This is a genomic window from Kribbella flavida DSM 17836 (assembly GCF_000024345.1).
Taxonomy (GTDB): domain Bacteria; phylum Actinomycetota; class Actinomycetes; order Propionibacteriales; family Kribbellaceae; genus Kribbella; species Kribbella flavida.
The window spans coordinates 910,318-924,906 of record NC_013729.1 but is presented as its reverse complement, the minus strand read 5'-3'; the positions used below and the strand labels follow the sequence as shown (position 1 = coordinate 924,906).

At 67.1% G+C, this 14,589-nt stretch carries 17 protein-coding genes, 1 tRNA gene and 2 pseudogenes; 10 read left to right on the top strand and 10 right to left on the bottom strand.

Annotated elements, in window-relative coordinates:
- Nucleotides 1–8 precede the first annotated feature (8 nt).
- Nucleotides 9–815, top strand: coding sequence for an arylamine N-acetyltransferase family protein (locus KFLA_RS04230; protein WP_012918519.1), 807 nt, complete (start codon nt 9–11; stop codon nt 813–815).
- Here the strand turns inward: KFLA_RS04230 and KFLA_RS04225 are convergent.
- On the bottom strand, nt 802–1,410 hold the full coding sequence (locus KFLA_RS04225) for a flavin reductase family protein (RefSeq protein ID WP_012918518.1): 609 nt from the start codon (nt 1,408–1,410) through the stop codon (nt 802–804). The genes KFLA_RS04230 and KFLA_RS04225 overlap by 14 nt on opposite strands.
- A gap of 66 nt (nt 1,411–1,476) precedes the next feature.
- Between KFLA_RS04225 and KFLA_RS04220 the strand changes: the two genes are divergently transcribed.
- Complete coding sequence (locus KFLA_RS04220; RefSeq protein WP_012918517.1) at nt 1,477–2,184, top strand: ArsR/SmtB family transcription factor; 708 nt, start codon at nt 1,477–1,479, stop codon at nt 2,182–2,184.
- A gap of 63 nt (nt 2,185–2,247) precedes the next feature.
- Nucleotides 2,248–2,487, top strand: a complete 240-nt coding sequence (locus tag KFLA_RS04215) for a hypothetical protein (RefSeq protein ID WP_012918516.1) — start codon at nt 2,248–2,250, stop codon at nt 2,485–2,487.
- Between the two features lie 196 nt (nt 2,488–2,683).
- Here the strand turns inward: KFLA_RS04215 and KFLA_RS04210 are convergent, their stop codons facing one another.
- The 3 genes from KFLA_RS04210 to KFLA_RS04200 all read right to left on the bottom strand — a co-directional run bounded on the left by KFLA_RS04210 (nt 2,684) and on the right by KFLA_RS04200 (nt 4,871).
- Complete coding sequence (locus tag KFLA_RS04210; RefSeq protein ID WP_041289141.1) at nt 2,684–3,358, bottom strand: GAF and ANTAR domain-containing protein; 675 nt, start codon at nt 3,356–3,358, stop codon at nt 2,684–2,686.
- 344 nt (nt 3,359–3,702) lie between these two features.
- On the bottom strand, nt 3,703–4,365 hold the full coding sequence (locus KFLA_RS04205) for an anti-sigma factor family protein (RefSeq protein WP_012918514.1): 663 nt from the start codon (nt 4,363–4,365) through the stop codon (nt 3,703–3,705).
- The gene (locus tag KFLA_RS04200) at nt 4,362–4,871 is read right to left on the bottom strand and encodes a sigma-70 family RNA polymerase sigma factor (RefSeq protein ID WP_012918513.1); all 510 of its coding nucleotides are present in this window, start codon (nt 4,869–4,871) and stop codon (nt 4,362–4,364) included. The genes KFLA_RS04205 and KFLA_RS04200 overlap by 4 nt, the downstream gene beginning before the upstream one ends.
- 146 nt (nt 4,872–5,017) lie before the next feature.
- On the opposite strand from KFLA_RS04200, the gene KFLA_RS04195 reads away from it, so the two are divergent.
- From KFLA_RS04195 to KFLA_RS35340, 4 genes are all read left to right on the top strand, one after another.
- Nucleotides 5,018–5,093: transfer RNA gene (locus KFLA_RS04195), tRNA-Lys, on the top strand.
- A 243-nt stretch (nt 5,094–5,336) separates the two neighbouring features.
- On the top strand, nt 5,337–5,750 hold the full coding sequence (locus KFLA_RS35350; RefSeq protein WP_012918512.1) for a hypothetical protein: 414 nt from the start codon (nt 5,337–5,339) through the stop codon (nt 5,748–5,750).
- Nucleotides 5,751–6,216: 466 nt separating this feature from the next.
- Nucleotides 6,217–6,795: a helix-turn-helix domain-containing protein gene (locus tag KFLA_RS37795; RefSeq protein ID WP_049797266.1), complete on the top strand. Its 579-nt coding sequence runs from the start codon at nt 6,217–6,219 to the stop codon at nt 6,793–6,795.
- 55 nt (nt 6,796–6,850) lie between these two features.
- Nucleotides 6,851–7,273: a hypothetical protein gene (locus tag KFLA_RS35340; protein ID WP_148256543.1), complete on the top strand. Its 423-nt coding sequence runs from the start codon at nt 6,851–6,853 to the stop codon at nt 7,271–7,273.
- 121 nt (nt 7,274–7,394) lie between these two features.
- Here the strand turns inward: KFLA_RS35340 and KFLA_RS04180 are convergent, their stop codons facing one another.
- The 4 genes and pseudogenes from KFLA_RS04180 to KFLA_RS35330 form a co-directional block, all read right to left on the bottom strand.
- Nucleotides 7,395–8,066, bottom strand: coding sequence for a hypothetical protein (locus tag KFLA_RS04180; protein ID WP_041289140.1), 672 nt, complete (start codon nt 8,064–8,066; stop codon nt 7,395–7,397).
- Between the two features lie 98 nt (nt 8,067–8,164).
- On the bottom strand, nt 8,165–8,536 hold the full coding sequence (locus KFLA_RS37235; RefSeq protein WP_012918511.1) for a hypothetical protein: 372 nt from the start codon (nt 8,534–8,536) through the stop codon (nt 8,165–8,167).
- Between the two features lie 66 nt (nt 8,537–8,602).
- A pseudogene (locus tag KFLA_RS39760) lies at nt 8,603–8,962 on the bottom strand (DUF3024 domain-containing protein).
- Nucleotides 8,963–9,544: 582 nt separating this feature from the next.
- Complete coding sequence (locus tag KFLA_RS35330) at nt 9,545–11,116, bottom strand: ATP-dependent DNA helicase (RefSeq protein ID WP_085956206.1); 1,572 nt, start codon at nt 11,114–11,116, stop codon at nt 9,545–9,547.
- On the opposite strand from KFLA_RS35330, the gene KFLA_RS37230 reads away from it, so the two are divergent.
- The gene (locus tag KFLA_RS37230; protein ID WP_049797262.1) at nt 11,107–11,310 is read left to right on the top strand and encodes a hypothetical protein; all 204 of its coding nucleotides are present in this window, start codon (nt 11,107–11,109) and stop codon (nt 11,308–11,310) included. The genes KFLA_RS35330 and KFLA_RS37230 overlap by 10 nt on opposite strands.
- Before the next feature lie 65 nt (nt 11,311–11,375).
- Here KFLA_RS37230 and mobF read toward each other — a convergent pair whose 3' ends face one another.
- A complete protein-coding gene (mobF, locus tag KFLA_RS36475) occupies nt 11,376–12,419 on the bottom strand; it encodes a MobF family relaxase (RefSeq protein WP_272941301.1) in 1,044 nt (347 codons plus the stop codon).
- 55 nt (nt 12,420–12,474) lie between these two features.
- A pseudogene (locus KFLA_RS39605) lies at nt 12,475–12,684 on the bottom strand (relaxase domain-containing protein); the annotation flags it as partial.
- A 481-nt stretch (nt 12,685–13,165) separates the two neighbouring features.
- Between KFLA_RS39605 and KFLA_RS04165 the strand changes: the two are divergent.
- Both KFLA_RS04165 and KFLA_RS04160 read left to right on the top strand, forming a co-directional pair.
- A complete protein-coding gene (locus tag KFLA_RS04165) occupies nt 13,166–13,573 on the top strand; it encodes a MerR family DNA-binding protein (RefSeq protein WP_012918509.1) in 408 nt (135 codons plus the stop codon).
- Nucleotides 13,570–14,538 (top strand): alkylmercury lyase family protein, encoded by a 969-nt coding sequence (locus KFLA_RS04160; protein WP_012918508.1) that lies wholly within the window; start codon nt 13,570–13,572, stop codon nt 14,536–14,538. The genes KFLA_RS04165 and KFLA_RS04160 overlap by 4 nt, the downstream gene beginning before the upstream one ends.
- Nucleotides 14,539–14,589: the final 51 nt, after the last annotated feature.

Sequence of the window (14,589 nt, the reverse complement as noted above, 5' to 3'; positions counted from 1 at the left end):
ATGCTCGCATGACGACCGACGAGTGGAACACCCAGACCCTCGATCTGGACGCCTACCTGCGGCGGATCGGGCAGCCGGGCAAGCACACCGCCTCGGTGGACCTGCTGCACACCCTGCACGCGGCGCACGTCCGGACGATCCCGTTCGAGAACGTCGACGTCGTGCTCGGCACCCACCCGGGCCTGGCCCTCGACGCGATCCAGGCCAAGCTGGTCGGGCGTGAACGCGGCGGCTACTGCTTCGAGCACGCGCTGCTCTTCGCCGCCGCGCTCGAGCACCTCGGCTTCGAGGTCGAGCGACGGATGGCCCGCGTCCAGCCGCACCTGTCGGGGCCGCGCACGCACATGATGCTGGTGGTCCGGGTCGACGGCCAAGAGTTCCTGGCCGACGTGGGCTTCGGCGCCGGCATCCTGCACCCGATGCCGCTGAAGGACGGCGCCGTGGTCGACCAGGCCGGCTGGGACCACCGCCTGACCAGCGACGGAGTGGCGTGGACGCTCGCGAAGAGGACTGCGGAGGGCTGGGTCCCGCAGCACGCCTCAACTGCGGAACCGCAGCGCCTGATCGACTACGACGTCGCCCACCACTACGTCTCCACCCACCCGCACTCGCCGTTCTCGAGCAAGCTGGTGGTGATGCGGGTGACCGACGGCGTCAGCCGCCGGCTGGTCGGCACCGAGCTCACGACGGAGTACGCCGACGGACGTACCGAGCACCGCACCCTCACCAGCGAGGACCTCGGACCAGCCCTCGCCGCCCTCGACGTCGTCCTCAACGACGAGGAACTGGACCGCCTCCTGCTCAACATCCCCTAGGCGTCTCGCTCCGGAAGCTGTGGCCCAGCTGATCGCCCAGACCGAAGTAGTGCCGGAAGTTGTAGATCAGCGGCGACCACGCGCACGGGTCGACGTACGACGTCCCCGGCACGACGATCGCGGCCGCCGCGTGGACCCGGAGTACCTGCGCCTGCACGACGAGGAAGTTGCCCTGGGCATCCAGTTCCACGCTGGTCGCGGTCGCTTCGAACTGCAGCGGACACTCCGCCACCGGTGGCGGCGCGACCAGCTCCGAGGCGACCGGCGTCAGCCCGGCTGCCTCGAACTTGCGCGGCTCGTACCGGAACCGCGCTCGCTTCGCCGGCGGCACCGGGTGCTGACCGGTCAAACTCGCCAGCCGCTCGACGGCCTCCCACAGCGCCGGAGACGGGTAGTTGATGACGAGGTCCGGCCGGGCCTGCAGATTGAACCTGGTGCGGCCGTTGGCACCGAGACCGAGCACCACGACGTCACCGAGCGCCCAGGCGGACGACATCGCAGCCAGGTTGAAGGTGCCGTCGCCGTTGTCGGTGCTGAGCAGCGCGACCGGCGTACCGGCGTACAGGATGGAGGGCTGGATGGTCAGATGCGTCAAGACGGCCGAACCTAGAGCCGCAACGCTTCGGCGGGGGCCGAACCTTCGGCAAGGCACGATGAGGGTGTGACTCCTTCGACCGAGGCGCAGCAGCTTGCGACCTGGGCGCGAATGCTGGCCGACGGCACCCGCGCCACGGTGTGCCTCGCGCTGCTCGACGGACGAGCGTGGACCGCCACCGAGCTCGCCACCCTGGCCGGTGTCTCCCGGCCGACGATCAGCGAGCACCTGAACCTGCTGGTCGATGGCGGCCTGCTGAGCGAGGTCCGCCAAGGCCGACACCGGTACGTCGAGCTGGCGAACTCGGAGACCGCCCAACTGCTGGAAGGACTGGCCGCGCTGGCACCCCGGCGTACGGAGATCGCGACCAGCTTGAAGGCGGCGAGCCGGCGTGACGCGTTCGCCCGGGCGCGTACCTGCTACGACCACCTGGCCGGACGGCTCGGCGTCGCACTGGCCGACACGATGACCACCCGTGGTCTGCTCGATTGGTCCGAGGGCGTCGCGCTCACTCCGGCAGGACTGCGCTGGCTGGAGGAGCTCGGCGTCACTGTCCGTACCGGCCGCGGCCGGCCACTCGTCCGGTCCTGCCTCGACGTCACCGAACGCCGCCCGCACGTCTCCGGGGTTGTCGGCGCAGCCCTGTGCCGGCATGCGCTCGACCGAGGTTGGGTTCGCCGAATCCCCGGTGCTCGCGCACTCACCGTGACCGAAAGCCTCGCCGAGCTCGGGCTGCCGGACGACCTCATGCTGGATCTTGCTTCCAGAGCGTGAGATTCCCAGCGCAGAACACGCACTCAGCAGGCGAATGTCGGCGACAGGGCCTAGCCTTCGGCCATGACTGAGTTCGAGCCCGACACCGAGCTGGTGTCCCGCCTCCCTCTCCCCAGCCATGTCGTCGTCGAGGTGGACGGCGTGTGGCGCCACGGCTGGCTGATCGGCCGTGACAACGAGGACGCGGGATGGACCGGCCTGGTGCAGTACGAGGGCGACGACGGTGTCGAGCGGACGGAACGCCTGCCGGCGGCCCGGATCGCTTCGCCGGAGTCGGACCGACCGACTGACCGAGTGTCGTAGGAGGAACGACCAAGCCGAAGGGCCCCCAGGCAGTTGCCTGGGGGCCCTTCGGCTGTAACGGTTTCGGGCGCCTCGGGCGAAGAGATCCCGCCCCAGGCCCTTCGGGCGGTTGACCTGGAGCGGGACCCAGCGTTACACCCTCTGTATCGGCCGAGCCACGGCCGGTGTTACACGCGTCAGGGAAATTTCTTGCCGGTCAGGACAGCTTGCGGGTGGCGATCAGCCGCTGGGCGACGTCGCGCAGCTTCACGTTGTTGTCCTGGGAGTACCGGCGCAGGACCGCGAACGCCTGCTCGTCGGTCAGGTCGAACCGCTCCATCAGAATGCCCTGCGCCTGCCCGATCAGCTTGCGGGCGTCGATCGCCTGCCACAACGTCGACTCGCTGCGGGCGTTGGCCACCGCGACAGCGGCGTGATCGGCGAACACCTGCGCGATCACGTCGTCGGACTGGGTGAACCGGTCCGGCTGCGGGTCGTACAGGTTGAGTACGCCGACCGTGCTGGTCGGGGTCCGCAGCCGGACGCTCAGCACGCTGCTCAGCCCGACCTCTGCAACGCCGGCCGACCAGCGCGGCCACCGGGGGTCGGTCGCGATGGAGCCGCTGACGACGCTCTTCTCGTCCTCGACGACGCTGGAGCTCGGCCCCTCGCCGGTCTCCACCTGCACCCGGTCCGCCTCCTCGACCAGCGCATCGGTCGCGGCAGCCGACTCCAGCCGGCCGCCGCGGTGCGCGAGCAGCAGGCTGGCGTGCACGGTCCCGATCCGGGCCAGCACGTACTCGAGGAACCGTTCGGAGGTCTGCTCGACGTCGGGTTGCTCGTGCAGCACCAGCGCCATCCGGGCCAGCTCCTGGGCGAACTCGTCGTTCACGCGGCCACTGCGTCCAATGGCTGGGAGGGTCGTCTCACCGGAGTGCATCCCCAACGGTTGGTGGTGTCGTTGCGGGCGGCAGGCTGCGCCGCCGGCTGACTTCCCAACCGGGATGAACCTTAACACCGAAGTGCTGGGGCTCGGTCCGGCCTCACCCGGACAGCAGGCGACCCCGGTGCGTCGGGTCTGAACACCGGGGCCTGGAAGAACATGCCTCTCGAGCGATCTGTCCTTCCTTGCCATCAGGTGCCCCTTCCGTCGGCCCTCATGCGTGCCTTGCGCATCGAGTCCGCCCGGCCGCCGGTACGCCGCTGGGAGAACCAGTCGCACGGGCGGCGTACCGGTCAGAACTGGACGGCCAGCAGGATCCGCCCGGTGTCGGAACTGCGGATGTCGAGCGCGCGGATCTCGCTCTTGTGCAGCTTGGTGGTCGCCGCCGGCCGGACGGTGGTGCCCGGCGAGGCGGTCCAGTTCGCGATCAGGGTGGACTTGCCGGACCGGTCGGTGACGTACAGGTCGTACCCGCGGGCCCGTTCGCTGGGCGTCGCCAGATCGTCGTACCGGCAGCTGATCTCGATCGTCGTGCCCCACCGCTCCTCCACCAGGCGGGCATCGGCGGACAACTTGCTGGCGACCGTCTGCGCCAGAACGACGTACTCCCCCTCCGGCTCGTCACGGGCCAGCGGACCCGCCACGACGGCCCCGATCGCGGCAGCGGTCGCCGCAGTGGCGGCGACCAGTCCCGCCACGCGGAACCGACGCCGCCGACGGTCCCGCTCGACGGCACGCGCCAGGCCCGGCAGCAGATCCGGCGGGGTGGGGTCGAGGGTGGCGAGCGCCCGGTCCTCCGGCAGCATCGCCAGGCTGTCCGGAACACTCTGCAACGCAGCCACCTCGGCCGAGCACTCCGCACACGTCCGCAGGTGTTCCTCGTACTCGCGCCGCTCCTGCGCGGACAGCGCGCCCAGCACGTACGCCGCGTCCCACTCCCGGAACCGATCGCTCATCCCTGCGTCACCCCCTTCTCCTGCAACGCGAGCTTCAGCGCCCGCAACCCGTAGTGCATCCGCGACTTCACCGTGCCCGGCGGAATCCCGAGCTCCGCCGCGATGTCGCTGACGGTCCGGCGCCCGTAGTACGCCCGCACGATGACTTGCCGATGGTCGTCGGACAGCTGCGCCAGCGAGTCCGCCACCAGCCACGCGTCCAGCACGGCGTTCGCGTGATCCGCACTCGCCCGCTCCGGCAACTCGTCACTCGCGAACTCCCGGTTGACCCGCGCACTCCGCCGATCGTCGATCACCAGGTTCCGCGCCACCGTGAACAACCAGGCCCGCGCCCCCGCCTCGTCCTCGGTCAAGATCTGCGGCCGTCGCCACGCCCGCAGCAACGTCTCCTGCACCACGTCCTCGGCCAACCGGTCGTCCCCGGTCAACCGCACCACGAACCGCCACAACGACGGCGCGTGCACGTCATGCAACTCCCGCAGCAGCGCCGCCCGCTCATCAGCCATCCGGCACTCCCGCCCCGTCCCTTTCGTGGCTTCCCGCCCCGAGGCTACTTTCCCCACCCACCCCCGCCCAAGCGATCACCCACCACCCCACCGCCCGATCCGGTTAGCACTCCACCCCACCCACCTGTCAGACTGTCCCCACACAAGGGCCTCTAGCTCAACTGGCAGAGCAGCGGACTTTTAATCCGCGGGTTGTGGGTTCGAGTCCCACGGGGCCTACCAGTTTCCCCAGGTCAAGCGCATATCGGCGCCTCGGCTGTGAAAGTCGGGTTTGCGCAAACTCTGCCAATACTCAGAGTGGCCGATGCATGCCCGTCTGAGAGGGGGGCGGCGGCTCCGCGCAGCCAGCTGGCGGCGCGTTACAGAGCGACGTATCGCATCCTGTCGCACTGGTCTCGTTTCCTCCGATCTCCGGCTCGCCCAGCCGTTGAGCCGCCACGTGCTGTTGGACTGTGGAGGGCTGAGATGAGCAGACCGCCCCTTCCGATCGGAACCTGGGGCAACGTCCGATCCCGTGCTGAGAGGAAGGACGCCGAGGGCAAGGTGGTCTCCTGGCGCGCGTCCGCGTACTTCCGTGACCACGACGGACATACCCGTGAGGTCACCGCGTCCGCCAAGACCAAGGGCGCAGCCGAGCACCGCCTACTCGCGAAGCTGCGAGACCGCGCAAAGATCACCCAGTCAGGCGAGCTGAGCCCGACGGACAAGATCAACGACCTCATCGACCTCTGGATCGAGAAGTTCGAGGAACGCATCGAAGACGGCAGTCGATCACCGACGACGCTGACGACGCTGACGACGCTGACGACGCTGACGACGCTGACGCACAGCCATCAAGAACCACGTACGGCCCGCCCTCGGCGAACTCCTGATTGGTGAGGCAACCACACCACGCATCGACAGAGTGATCGGAACCATCAAGCGCAACGCCGGCCGCCCCACCGCCTAGACTTGCCGCGCGGTCATCGCCGGGATGATGCAACTAGCCGTCCGGTACGGCGCCTGACCGTCAATCCGGTCCGCGAAGTCGAAGCGGTCGAGTCCCGCCCGAAGAACCCGCCCCGCGCCCTGACCAACGAGGAGATCGCCGGCCTACGCCACCTCTTGACTACCGACGAAGACGCCGTACGTGCCGACCTCCCGGACCTAGTGCTCTTCATGCTCGGCACAGGAGTCCGAATCGGCGAGTCACTCGCCGTCCTCTGGTCACAGGTCAACCTCGAAGCCAGCGCAGTCGAGATCACTCACACCATGGTTCGCGTCCCAGGCCAAGGCTTGATCCGCAAGGCACCGAGGTCCAGAGCCGGCGAACCGCGCCCTATCCCTCCCAGACTGGGCCGCCGCCATGCTCCACCGACGCCACGCAGCCGGCGTCCACCTCGACCAACCCATCTTCGCCGACTCCCTCGGAGGCTTCCGCGACCCCTCCAACGTCCGCCGAGCCCTCCGCCGCGCACTGTCCCCGGTCGGCAGCACCGCCCGCCACGAGCTCGGCCAGGTGCTGCGATCCGCCCGCCTGCAGGCCGGCCCGACTCGCAAGCAAGTCGTCAAGAAGCTCGGCTGGCCAAGGACCAGACTCGAACTCATCGAGAACAGCCGCATCAAGATCGACCGCGACATGGTGGTCACCCTCGTCAAGACCTACCGCATCAACCTAGACGCCTCGCCGACCCTCAGGGACCAAGTCGACCGAGCAGCCGAGCCGTCCCCCTCAGACGCCCTGACCTGGATCCGCTCCCACACCTTCCGCAAAACTACCGCCACCGCCCTGGACCGCCGAGGCCAATCCGCCCGCCAAATAGCCGACCACCTAGGCCAAGCCCAGGTCTCCATAACCCAAGACGTCTACATGGGCCGCCGAATCCACAGCCCCTCCGCAGTGCATGCCCTAGACGAAGAATTCGCCGGCCTCGACCTCTGGTGACAATCCGCATCGCGTCGCGGGCGCCACATGGAGGGCGCGCTCTAGAATCCTCGTCATGTCATGGGTTCTGGTGGCTTGGGATGGACCGGTGCCGGCCAGCACCGACGATGCGGCGCGGATCCTCGAAGAACTGGAGTCCTCGGTTGACGAGGACGACCCACCGACCGACGCAGTACGGGGATACATCGAGGAGTTGCTCGCTCGGTGGCCCGACATCACGCAGGACGGCGGCGAAGACTCCCCATGGGCCGATGGGCCGCTGATCGCCAACGCCTCTGGGCGTCTCTTCGTCTTCTCGCTAGGCGTGAGTTCGCTGACTGAGTCGATCCCGTACTGCATTGAGGTCGCGAGACGACGCGGAATCGTCCTTTACGACCAAGAGCAGGCCGAGGTCTATTCACCAGCAGGCATCCCAAGAGCGGCCGCGGTGCCCGCCCCGGCATCCTCATCCCGATGGCGGTTCATCCGTCGCAGGTGAATCCTCGCTGACACGATTGCCTGATCGACCGGATGGCTAGTCGTAGATCCGGACGTCGAGTTCGTTGCCCAGACCTGTGGTCAGGAATCTATGACCTGCCAGTCACCGGGGACTCGGTCCATCAACCGACGCAGGTCGTCTTGGGTCTTGCCGAGTGCCCATAACCAGTGGCCGGCATCACTTCGTACCACCGCGTCGCGATGTCCGTACCACCTGGCAGGAGGCGCGCCGTCTCCTGCGGCCCAGAAGGGTGCGGCGGGATCCCCAGGGGTGCGAGCTGCTCAAGTGCCTCAGACGCTTGCGGCGTGGGGTCGAGGCTGGCGATATGTGTTCCCGAGCAGAACATCGCCTCGCTCAACACACCTTCCAGTACATGGATCGCGAGGCGGTTCTGGAATGGCTGCCAGCTGGACAAGCCAGCAGTCATGTGGTTCTTGATAACCACTGCAGGGTCCGGGGCCGACATCACCTGGTAGCCCCATTCGACGCAGCCTTGCTGCTCAGTCCTGAACGTGACAACGCCGTCCTCGTCAACCATCAGACTCTCAAGATGCACGATCGGGTCCTGCTGGAACAGCCGTCCGCCGGAGGCGCCTAGTCTGCTGTACAGCCAACGAAGAACAGACGGCGACGGAGCCCCCAACCTCGACTGCGCTGCGATGAGTTGCGGCTCAAGCTCCACGTCGGACAGGGCGACTGCGGGCACCCAGTCCCGAAGGAATTCTTCGGCTACCGCGCAGACCTCCGCAGCCTGCGCAGGAAGCGCGATGACTTCCCTGACCGTTAGCGACAAGTTTCGACCTTCCTCGGCTGTGCGCGTTGATCGTGGCATAGCAGGGCAACGACATGACCGCTCATCGGCTGGTTGCCGGGATAGCGGGCGGATGGACTCTAGGTGAAGAGGTCCTGCCCGTCCGCGCCAGTCGGATCGCAGGTCAAGAGGTCCTCGTGAAGGAACTCCAACTCCGAGCTGGTGATGGCCGTTGGCTCGCCAGAATCGCCTAGCGCGGTCTCGACGATCGTCCATCCCTTCCGGGCATCAACGTTCGCCTCTTCGGCGTGCTCGGCAGACAACAGGAACAGCAATCGGAACGCCGTCTCGTAGGAGGCAGCCGTCATCGCTCGGGCTAGGTCACCTGGAGAGGCGCCCGCTTCGGTGGCCCGCCGAGCCGCGGGGACGTTGAGGACGTTGGTCTCGTCGGCGGAACGAATCTCCTTCCAGACCACCTGAAGGAGTCGCTCACGAACGCTGTCATTGGCCACAGAGGAACCCTAGACGCCCCACGTGGCCGCATCCCACTCATCAGCCTGTCTCTTGTGCAGGCAGAACTATCTCACCGACGGGGCGCGGTCAGCCCAGAAGATGTTCGTGGGGTCGCGGTCGATCTCGGTCAGTAGGTCGTCGATACTCAGCGACGGGGCGAGTCGGTCGTAGGCGTGGAAGCGTTGGTGCTGGTCGGCTTAGTACAACGTCCAGGACTTGTCAGTGGCGATGTAGCGCAGGCGGGCGATTGCGGAGCAGGTCCAATCCGGACCGAGGTCCTCGCGCCACGGCGGACGCCGTTCCACGATCGTTAGGTGGCGCGGAGCGAGTTCGCACTCGATGCGCAGTTGGTCGCGGGCGTGCTCGGGGACTCGCGCGGCGCACCCTTGCTGTACGCGTGCAACATCCAGTTCGGGAAGAGCCATTCAGATCACCAGTTGTCGGGTGGCCGGAGCCGTGCTGGTTCTGGTCGGTGGCGCGGCCGATCGGCGTGAGGGTTGGTGGACGCGTTGATGCCAAGGTGCAAGTGGGCGACCCCGTCGTACGTCAGCACCCTACCGACCAACGCTCGCTACATCTGGCCGATCGCTTGGCATGGCTATGTCAGTCTGGCTGCGGCAGTGGGGCGGACTGTGTTGGCGTCTCGGTAATGCAGGTGCCATCGGTCGATCGTTCGGCGGCCTGTGTAGAGAAGCAGGTGAGCATCTTCGTGAGCCGGGAGTGCTGACGGCGTCGCTCGTCCGCGTTGGCTGGTGGAGCGTCTCCTAGGACGGAATGGCCGTGGATCTGGTAGCGCTCCCTGTAGGCGGCGATCTCACGGGCAGCTTCGGCGAGTTCCTGGTCTGGAGGATCACCGGCAGCGCGACGCCATTCGCGGTGCCAGGCGTGTGGCTCGGTGAGTAACTGGTCGGTGAGCCAATTGGCCCGTTCGATGATCCGCGATTCGAGTTCGCGCAGCGGCGCGATCAGTGTCGGATCGCTGACGTGGGTGGCTGGAGTGACGAGGCCTACGATCTGCGCCGGGTGGCGGCCGGTCTTCTGGAGTGACCGGGCGGTGAGGCGGTGGACTCGGTGGTGGATGACGGCAGCGAGGTCGTTGGCGGTTGTGAGTGGTGATTGGTTGACGGCGCGGTGGAGGAGGTCGGTGATGTTGAGGCCGGCGTTTTCGGCGCGGCGGAGTTCGGCGATGAGGGGCCGTAGGCGGGGGAGGCTTGGAGGGCTGCTTGGTCGGTTGGGTCGAGGCCGGAGGCGGCGATGGCGGGTTGGTAGCGCTTCTTGGCGTCGAGTTGGCAGAGGTGTTGGTGGATGGGGATGAGGCGGTCGAGGCGGGTGGCGTTGTCGAGCTCTTGGCGCACAACTTCGTGGGCGGATTGTTCGACACCGGGGTCGCTCAGGACGGCTTCGAGGACGTCCTGCATTGTCTGTTCGGGGTGGGGTTCGTGCAGGTCTGAGTTGGTCTGGTGGGTCGCAACGTAGGCGCGGTTCGAGGTGCGGCCGCGGGTCATGCCGACGTACATGAGGGCTCGGGTGAGGTGGTCGGTGACGAGGAGGTGGGCGGTGTCGACCGTGGCGCCTTGGGCGCGGTGGGCGGTGGTGGCGTAGGCGAGTTCGACGGATTCTTGGACGTACGCACTGGGCAGGGTCACGGTGTCTCTGCTGTGGTTCTGGACGGTGAGGGAGCCGTCGGGCCACCGCTGGATGACGGTCCACTGGTCGCCGTTCTTCACGAACTGGCGGTGGCCGTAGGGGATGCGGCGGTTGTTGAGGCGCGTGACGATGTGGTCGCCGAGGCCGACGTGGTTGCCGTTGTGGAGTTCAATGCCGTCGGGTTCGACCTTGCCGGTGGTGATGCGGTCGAGGCGGGCGCGGGCGTTGAGCCGGGCGACGGTGACGTTGTCGGCGGCGAGCAGCAGGCTGGTTTTGCCGTTGTGGGTGTCCGTGAGCCAGGCCTTGTAGGCGGCATCTTCCATCTCCTCTGACGAGCCTACGGTGAGCCGTTCGTGATTGTCGTAAGCGTCGATGGCGGCGAGGTCGCCGCGGCGTAGGGCGAGGCTGGCGTCGCGTTCCCAGGGGTTGGTGAAGCGCCAGACGTCGGTGAGTTCCGCGGCTCGGGTGTCTTGGGCGATGAGGCGGAAGGCGCCGCCGGTGTCTGCTGCGGAGAGCTGGGCGTCGTCGCCGACGAGGAGGAGTTTGGCGCCGGCGGTGTTGGCGGCGCGGGCGAGGGTGGCGAGTTCCATGGTGCTGGCCATGGAGGCTTCGTCCACGATGACGAACTGGTTCTTGTGGAAGCTCCATCGATCGTGCTCGGCTCTCAGAGCGGCGAGCTGCGCAATGAGTCGCTGGTGGCGGAGACGGCGCCCTGAGCGGCGGGCGAGGCCGGCGGCGTGTTCGGTGTGCAGGATCATCTCGCGGCATTGTTCGGCGCCGAGGCCGGCGGACTCGAAAATCCATTTGGCGATGTTCTCGGCGGGGGCGCCGATGGCGTCGGCCAGGACGGTTGAGGCGGCCGACGATGGTGTGAGCGCGATGATTGAACCGACGCCGTGGCTAGCTTCCCAGCTGGCCGCGAGTGCAGACAACAGACTGGTTTGCCCGTGCCAGCTGGGCCGATGAGGACCTCGAGCTTCTGGCCGCTGGTCGCGATTTGGTGGAGTGCGGCGGCCTTGTCCGCACTGAGTCCGGTGGTGTGGATCGTGGCTGGGGCGAGGACTGGTCCGTTGGCGTCGTGGGCGAGGTCGAGCAGGACGGCTTCGGCGCCGAGGATGACGGGTGAGGTGTAGATCTGGCCGTTGTGGATGGTGAACACGCTCTCGCCGCTGGCGCGGGTGACGGGGATGGTCACGAGGTCGGGTGCAATGAGGCTGACCGAGTGCTGTTCGGCGCGTTCGAAGGTCGCTGTAGCGCGGCGAACCGGTCGGTGGTGGAGACGAATCGGAGGAGTCGGGTTCGCCGTGCGGCCTCGGCGAGGAGATTCCAGCGCGTCCAGGTCGCGCGTTTGGTTTGCAGGGTCAGGACGGTCGCGGCGCCGTACGCGTCGAGCGTTTCCGGGCTCAGGTCTGCCGCCGCCAAGGGACGCTCGGCGGCGTTGTTGAGGGCGCGTTGGATGGCGGCGACGGCGTCCGGTCCGATGGCTTGGTCGGCGCGTTTGCGCCACTGCGCCATCAGTACGGTGAGGGGTTGGGCGAGGTGCTTGGCTGGCCGATTCATGAGGGTCGAGTGCTGCCGAAGGGCGTACATTTCGCGGCGGCTGGGTGGGTGGATCTGGTCAAGACGCTCGTCCAGAAGTGCGGTCAGGTTGGCTTCGATCTGTTCGGTTCTTGCGAGAACTCGCGGAGCAGTTCGTCCGGAATCGCGTCGATCTCGAACGCCGGATTGCGCCGGGAACCGCGTTCGCGATGCTCCCATTTCACGCCCAAACGACGCGCGAGATGGTCGGCGAGAAGCACGTTGTGGATCTCCGACATCGCGACCGCGGCCTGGGTACAGGACCCGCCCATCCAGGGTCCGCCAGGTGCCGTCCGGGCCCTGTACGCGGTTCGCGACCACCACGTGAGTGTGCAGTTGCGGGTCGCCACTGCGGCTGTCCCAGTGATCGAACGCTGCCGCGATCACCCCGCGGGTATCCAGTTGCGCGATGCCGCCATCGCCGCTCCTTGTGAACGCCGCGTGCTGCTCGATCAGCGACAACACATCGGCGACAGCCTCGTGATGCGCAGCCACTATCTGCTCTTGGATACCCACATCGGCAGTCGCCCACAGCGCCGACACCGACTTCACCGGCGAGAACGTCAGGTCGAACCCAGCGACTGCCTGTCGCGACTTCTTCCGCATCTCCTCCCGGCGAATCCGTGTCACAGCGCGCTCGCGTTCGGCGGTAGACAGGGCCGGGTCGAGTTCGCGGATCCGATCCCGGGTTTTGCTCCGCCGGACCTTTTGAAACTCGGTACGGCTCGCCGAGCGTCCGGCCGGTCATCGGATCCTCTGCACGTCCGAACAGCGCCGCCATCTGAGCCTCGGTGACCTGGCTCCCGGGCACCAACTCGCCGTCGCCGAGACCGCTGAGGCCCTGTCCCATCCAGCGGCCGGGCGGGTATCCCGATGCGGTGTAGTACGCCGTCAACGGCGTAGCCCATCCGCCGATCAACATCCCCCGCAGCGACATGCCGAAGCAGGTACAGGTAGCCCTCTCCGGCGTTCAGCCGGTGGATACTTAGCACAGTCGCCTGCCCGGAAAGTAACTGTTGAGTCTGTTCGCCTGGTCGGTCATGCAAGCTCAACGTGTGAGCGATCAGGGGGCTGATCGCGGCGGCACCCGACGGAGTCGGCCCGGCATGCAAGAGGTGTGCGGGTGTTGGGGTTGTCGTTCTGGTGGCGAGTTCGAGTTCGCGGGCTGAGATGGTCGTGCTTCGTTCGATGACGACGGGGCGCTGCAGGTTGCCCGAGTGCAGCGGGCAATCGGTCTCAACGTCTCGGATGGTCCGGCCGGTGGCGTCTCCGGCGGCAAGGTCAACTCAAGTCGAGAATCCGTTGCGGCGCCCGGTTGAGCCGGAAGCTGCGGTGTGCTCGGTTGCAGCGTGCTCAGGTCGTCACTTGACTCCGTACTTGAGTACGGGGTTGACCATGGGGACATGAGTACGAGCGAGTTGGCTGGGCGTGCTGGGGTGAACGCTGAGACGCTGCGCTATTACGAGCGTCGCGGGCTCCTGACGGCGCCGCCGCGTATCAGTGGTGGCTATCGGGACTACCCGGAAACGATGTTGGAGTTGCTGCGATTCATCAAACGGACCCAGGAACTGGGGTTCACCCTAGACGAGGTGGAGGAATTGCTTCATCTGGACGCGGGCGGCCCGGAAAGCTGTGACATGGCGAGGGCGTTGGCGGAGCGGCGTCGTGCCGACGTGGAGTCACGGATCCACGACCTGCAACGGGTGCGTGATTCTCTCGCGGAGTTCGTCGCGACCTGCGAGCTGCCTCGCGCGGATCGGCGGTGCGCATTGCTCGAGGCACTCGGCGCCCAGAGCGAGGCGACCCGATGAGGCTCGAGGTTCTGCATGTCGCGGGGTGTCCGAACGTCATCCCGATGCTGGACCGGCTGGCACTGGTCACGGATGTTCCGGTCATGACTCGGATGATCGACACCGATGCGGACGCGGTCCGGTTCGGCATGGTCGGCTCGCCGACGTTGCTGGTCGACGGTGCCGACCCGTTCGTCTCAGCCGATGACGATGAGGAGGGCGCGTGCACCCTGTCTTGTCGTCTTTACCGCGACGAGGCCGGCCGGATCGTTCCGGCGCCATCCGTCGAACAACTGCGCAAGGCAATCGTTGCAGCCAGCCAGCAGCCACAAGACACACCATCCGGCGTACTGAGTGCTTGGCGGACGCGGGCCTTGCCACTGGAGTCCGTCCAGCGGGCGGTGCATCAGGCCATCCTTCGTTGTTTCGCTGCTACAGGCCGACCGCCCGGCCGGGGCGATCTGAATGCCGCGGCGTCGATCGGCGGTGGCTCGAGCGTCGAGGAGACCTTGGAGGCACTGCATGACCTCGACGCGATCCGCCTGGCGCCGGATGGGCAGATCGCGATCGCGTACCCGTTCTCCGCCGTACCCACGCGGCACGGTGTCTGCATCGCCGGCCCACCCGGCGAGGGAGTGGATGTGTTCGCGATGTGCGCGATCGATGCGCTCGGCATCTCGGCGATGCTCGGCCGAGACACCGTCATCGAAACGGTGGACGTCGTCAGCGGCCAGCCGATCACCATCACCACCAGCGACGGTCGGACTAGCTGGGAACCCGCAACCGCAGTGGCATTCGTCGGCGCTGAAGAATGCGGCGGACCGTCGGCTGACTGCTGCTGTGACTACCTCAACGTGTTCGCCGACGACCGCGCCGCCCAGGCTTGGGCGGACGCGCACCCGAATGTGCCGGGGCAGATCCTCAGCCAACAGGAGGCCGAAGAACTTGCAGCTCGGCTGTTCGGCCACTTGCTCTCCGCCAGCTGACCTACGCCGTACACGGGCGGACGTCGTTCTGCGATACGACAAGATCAGACT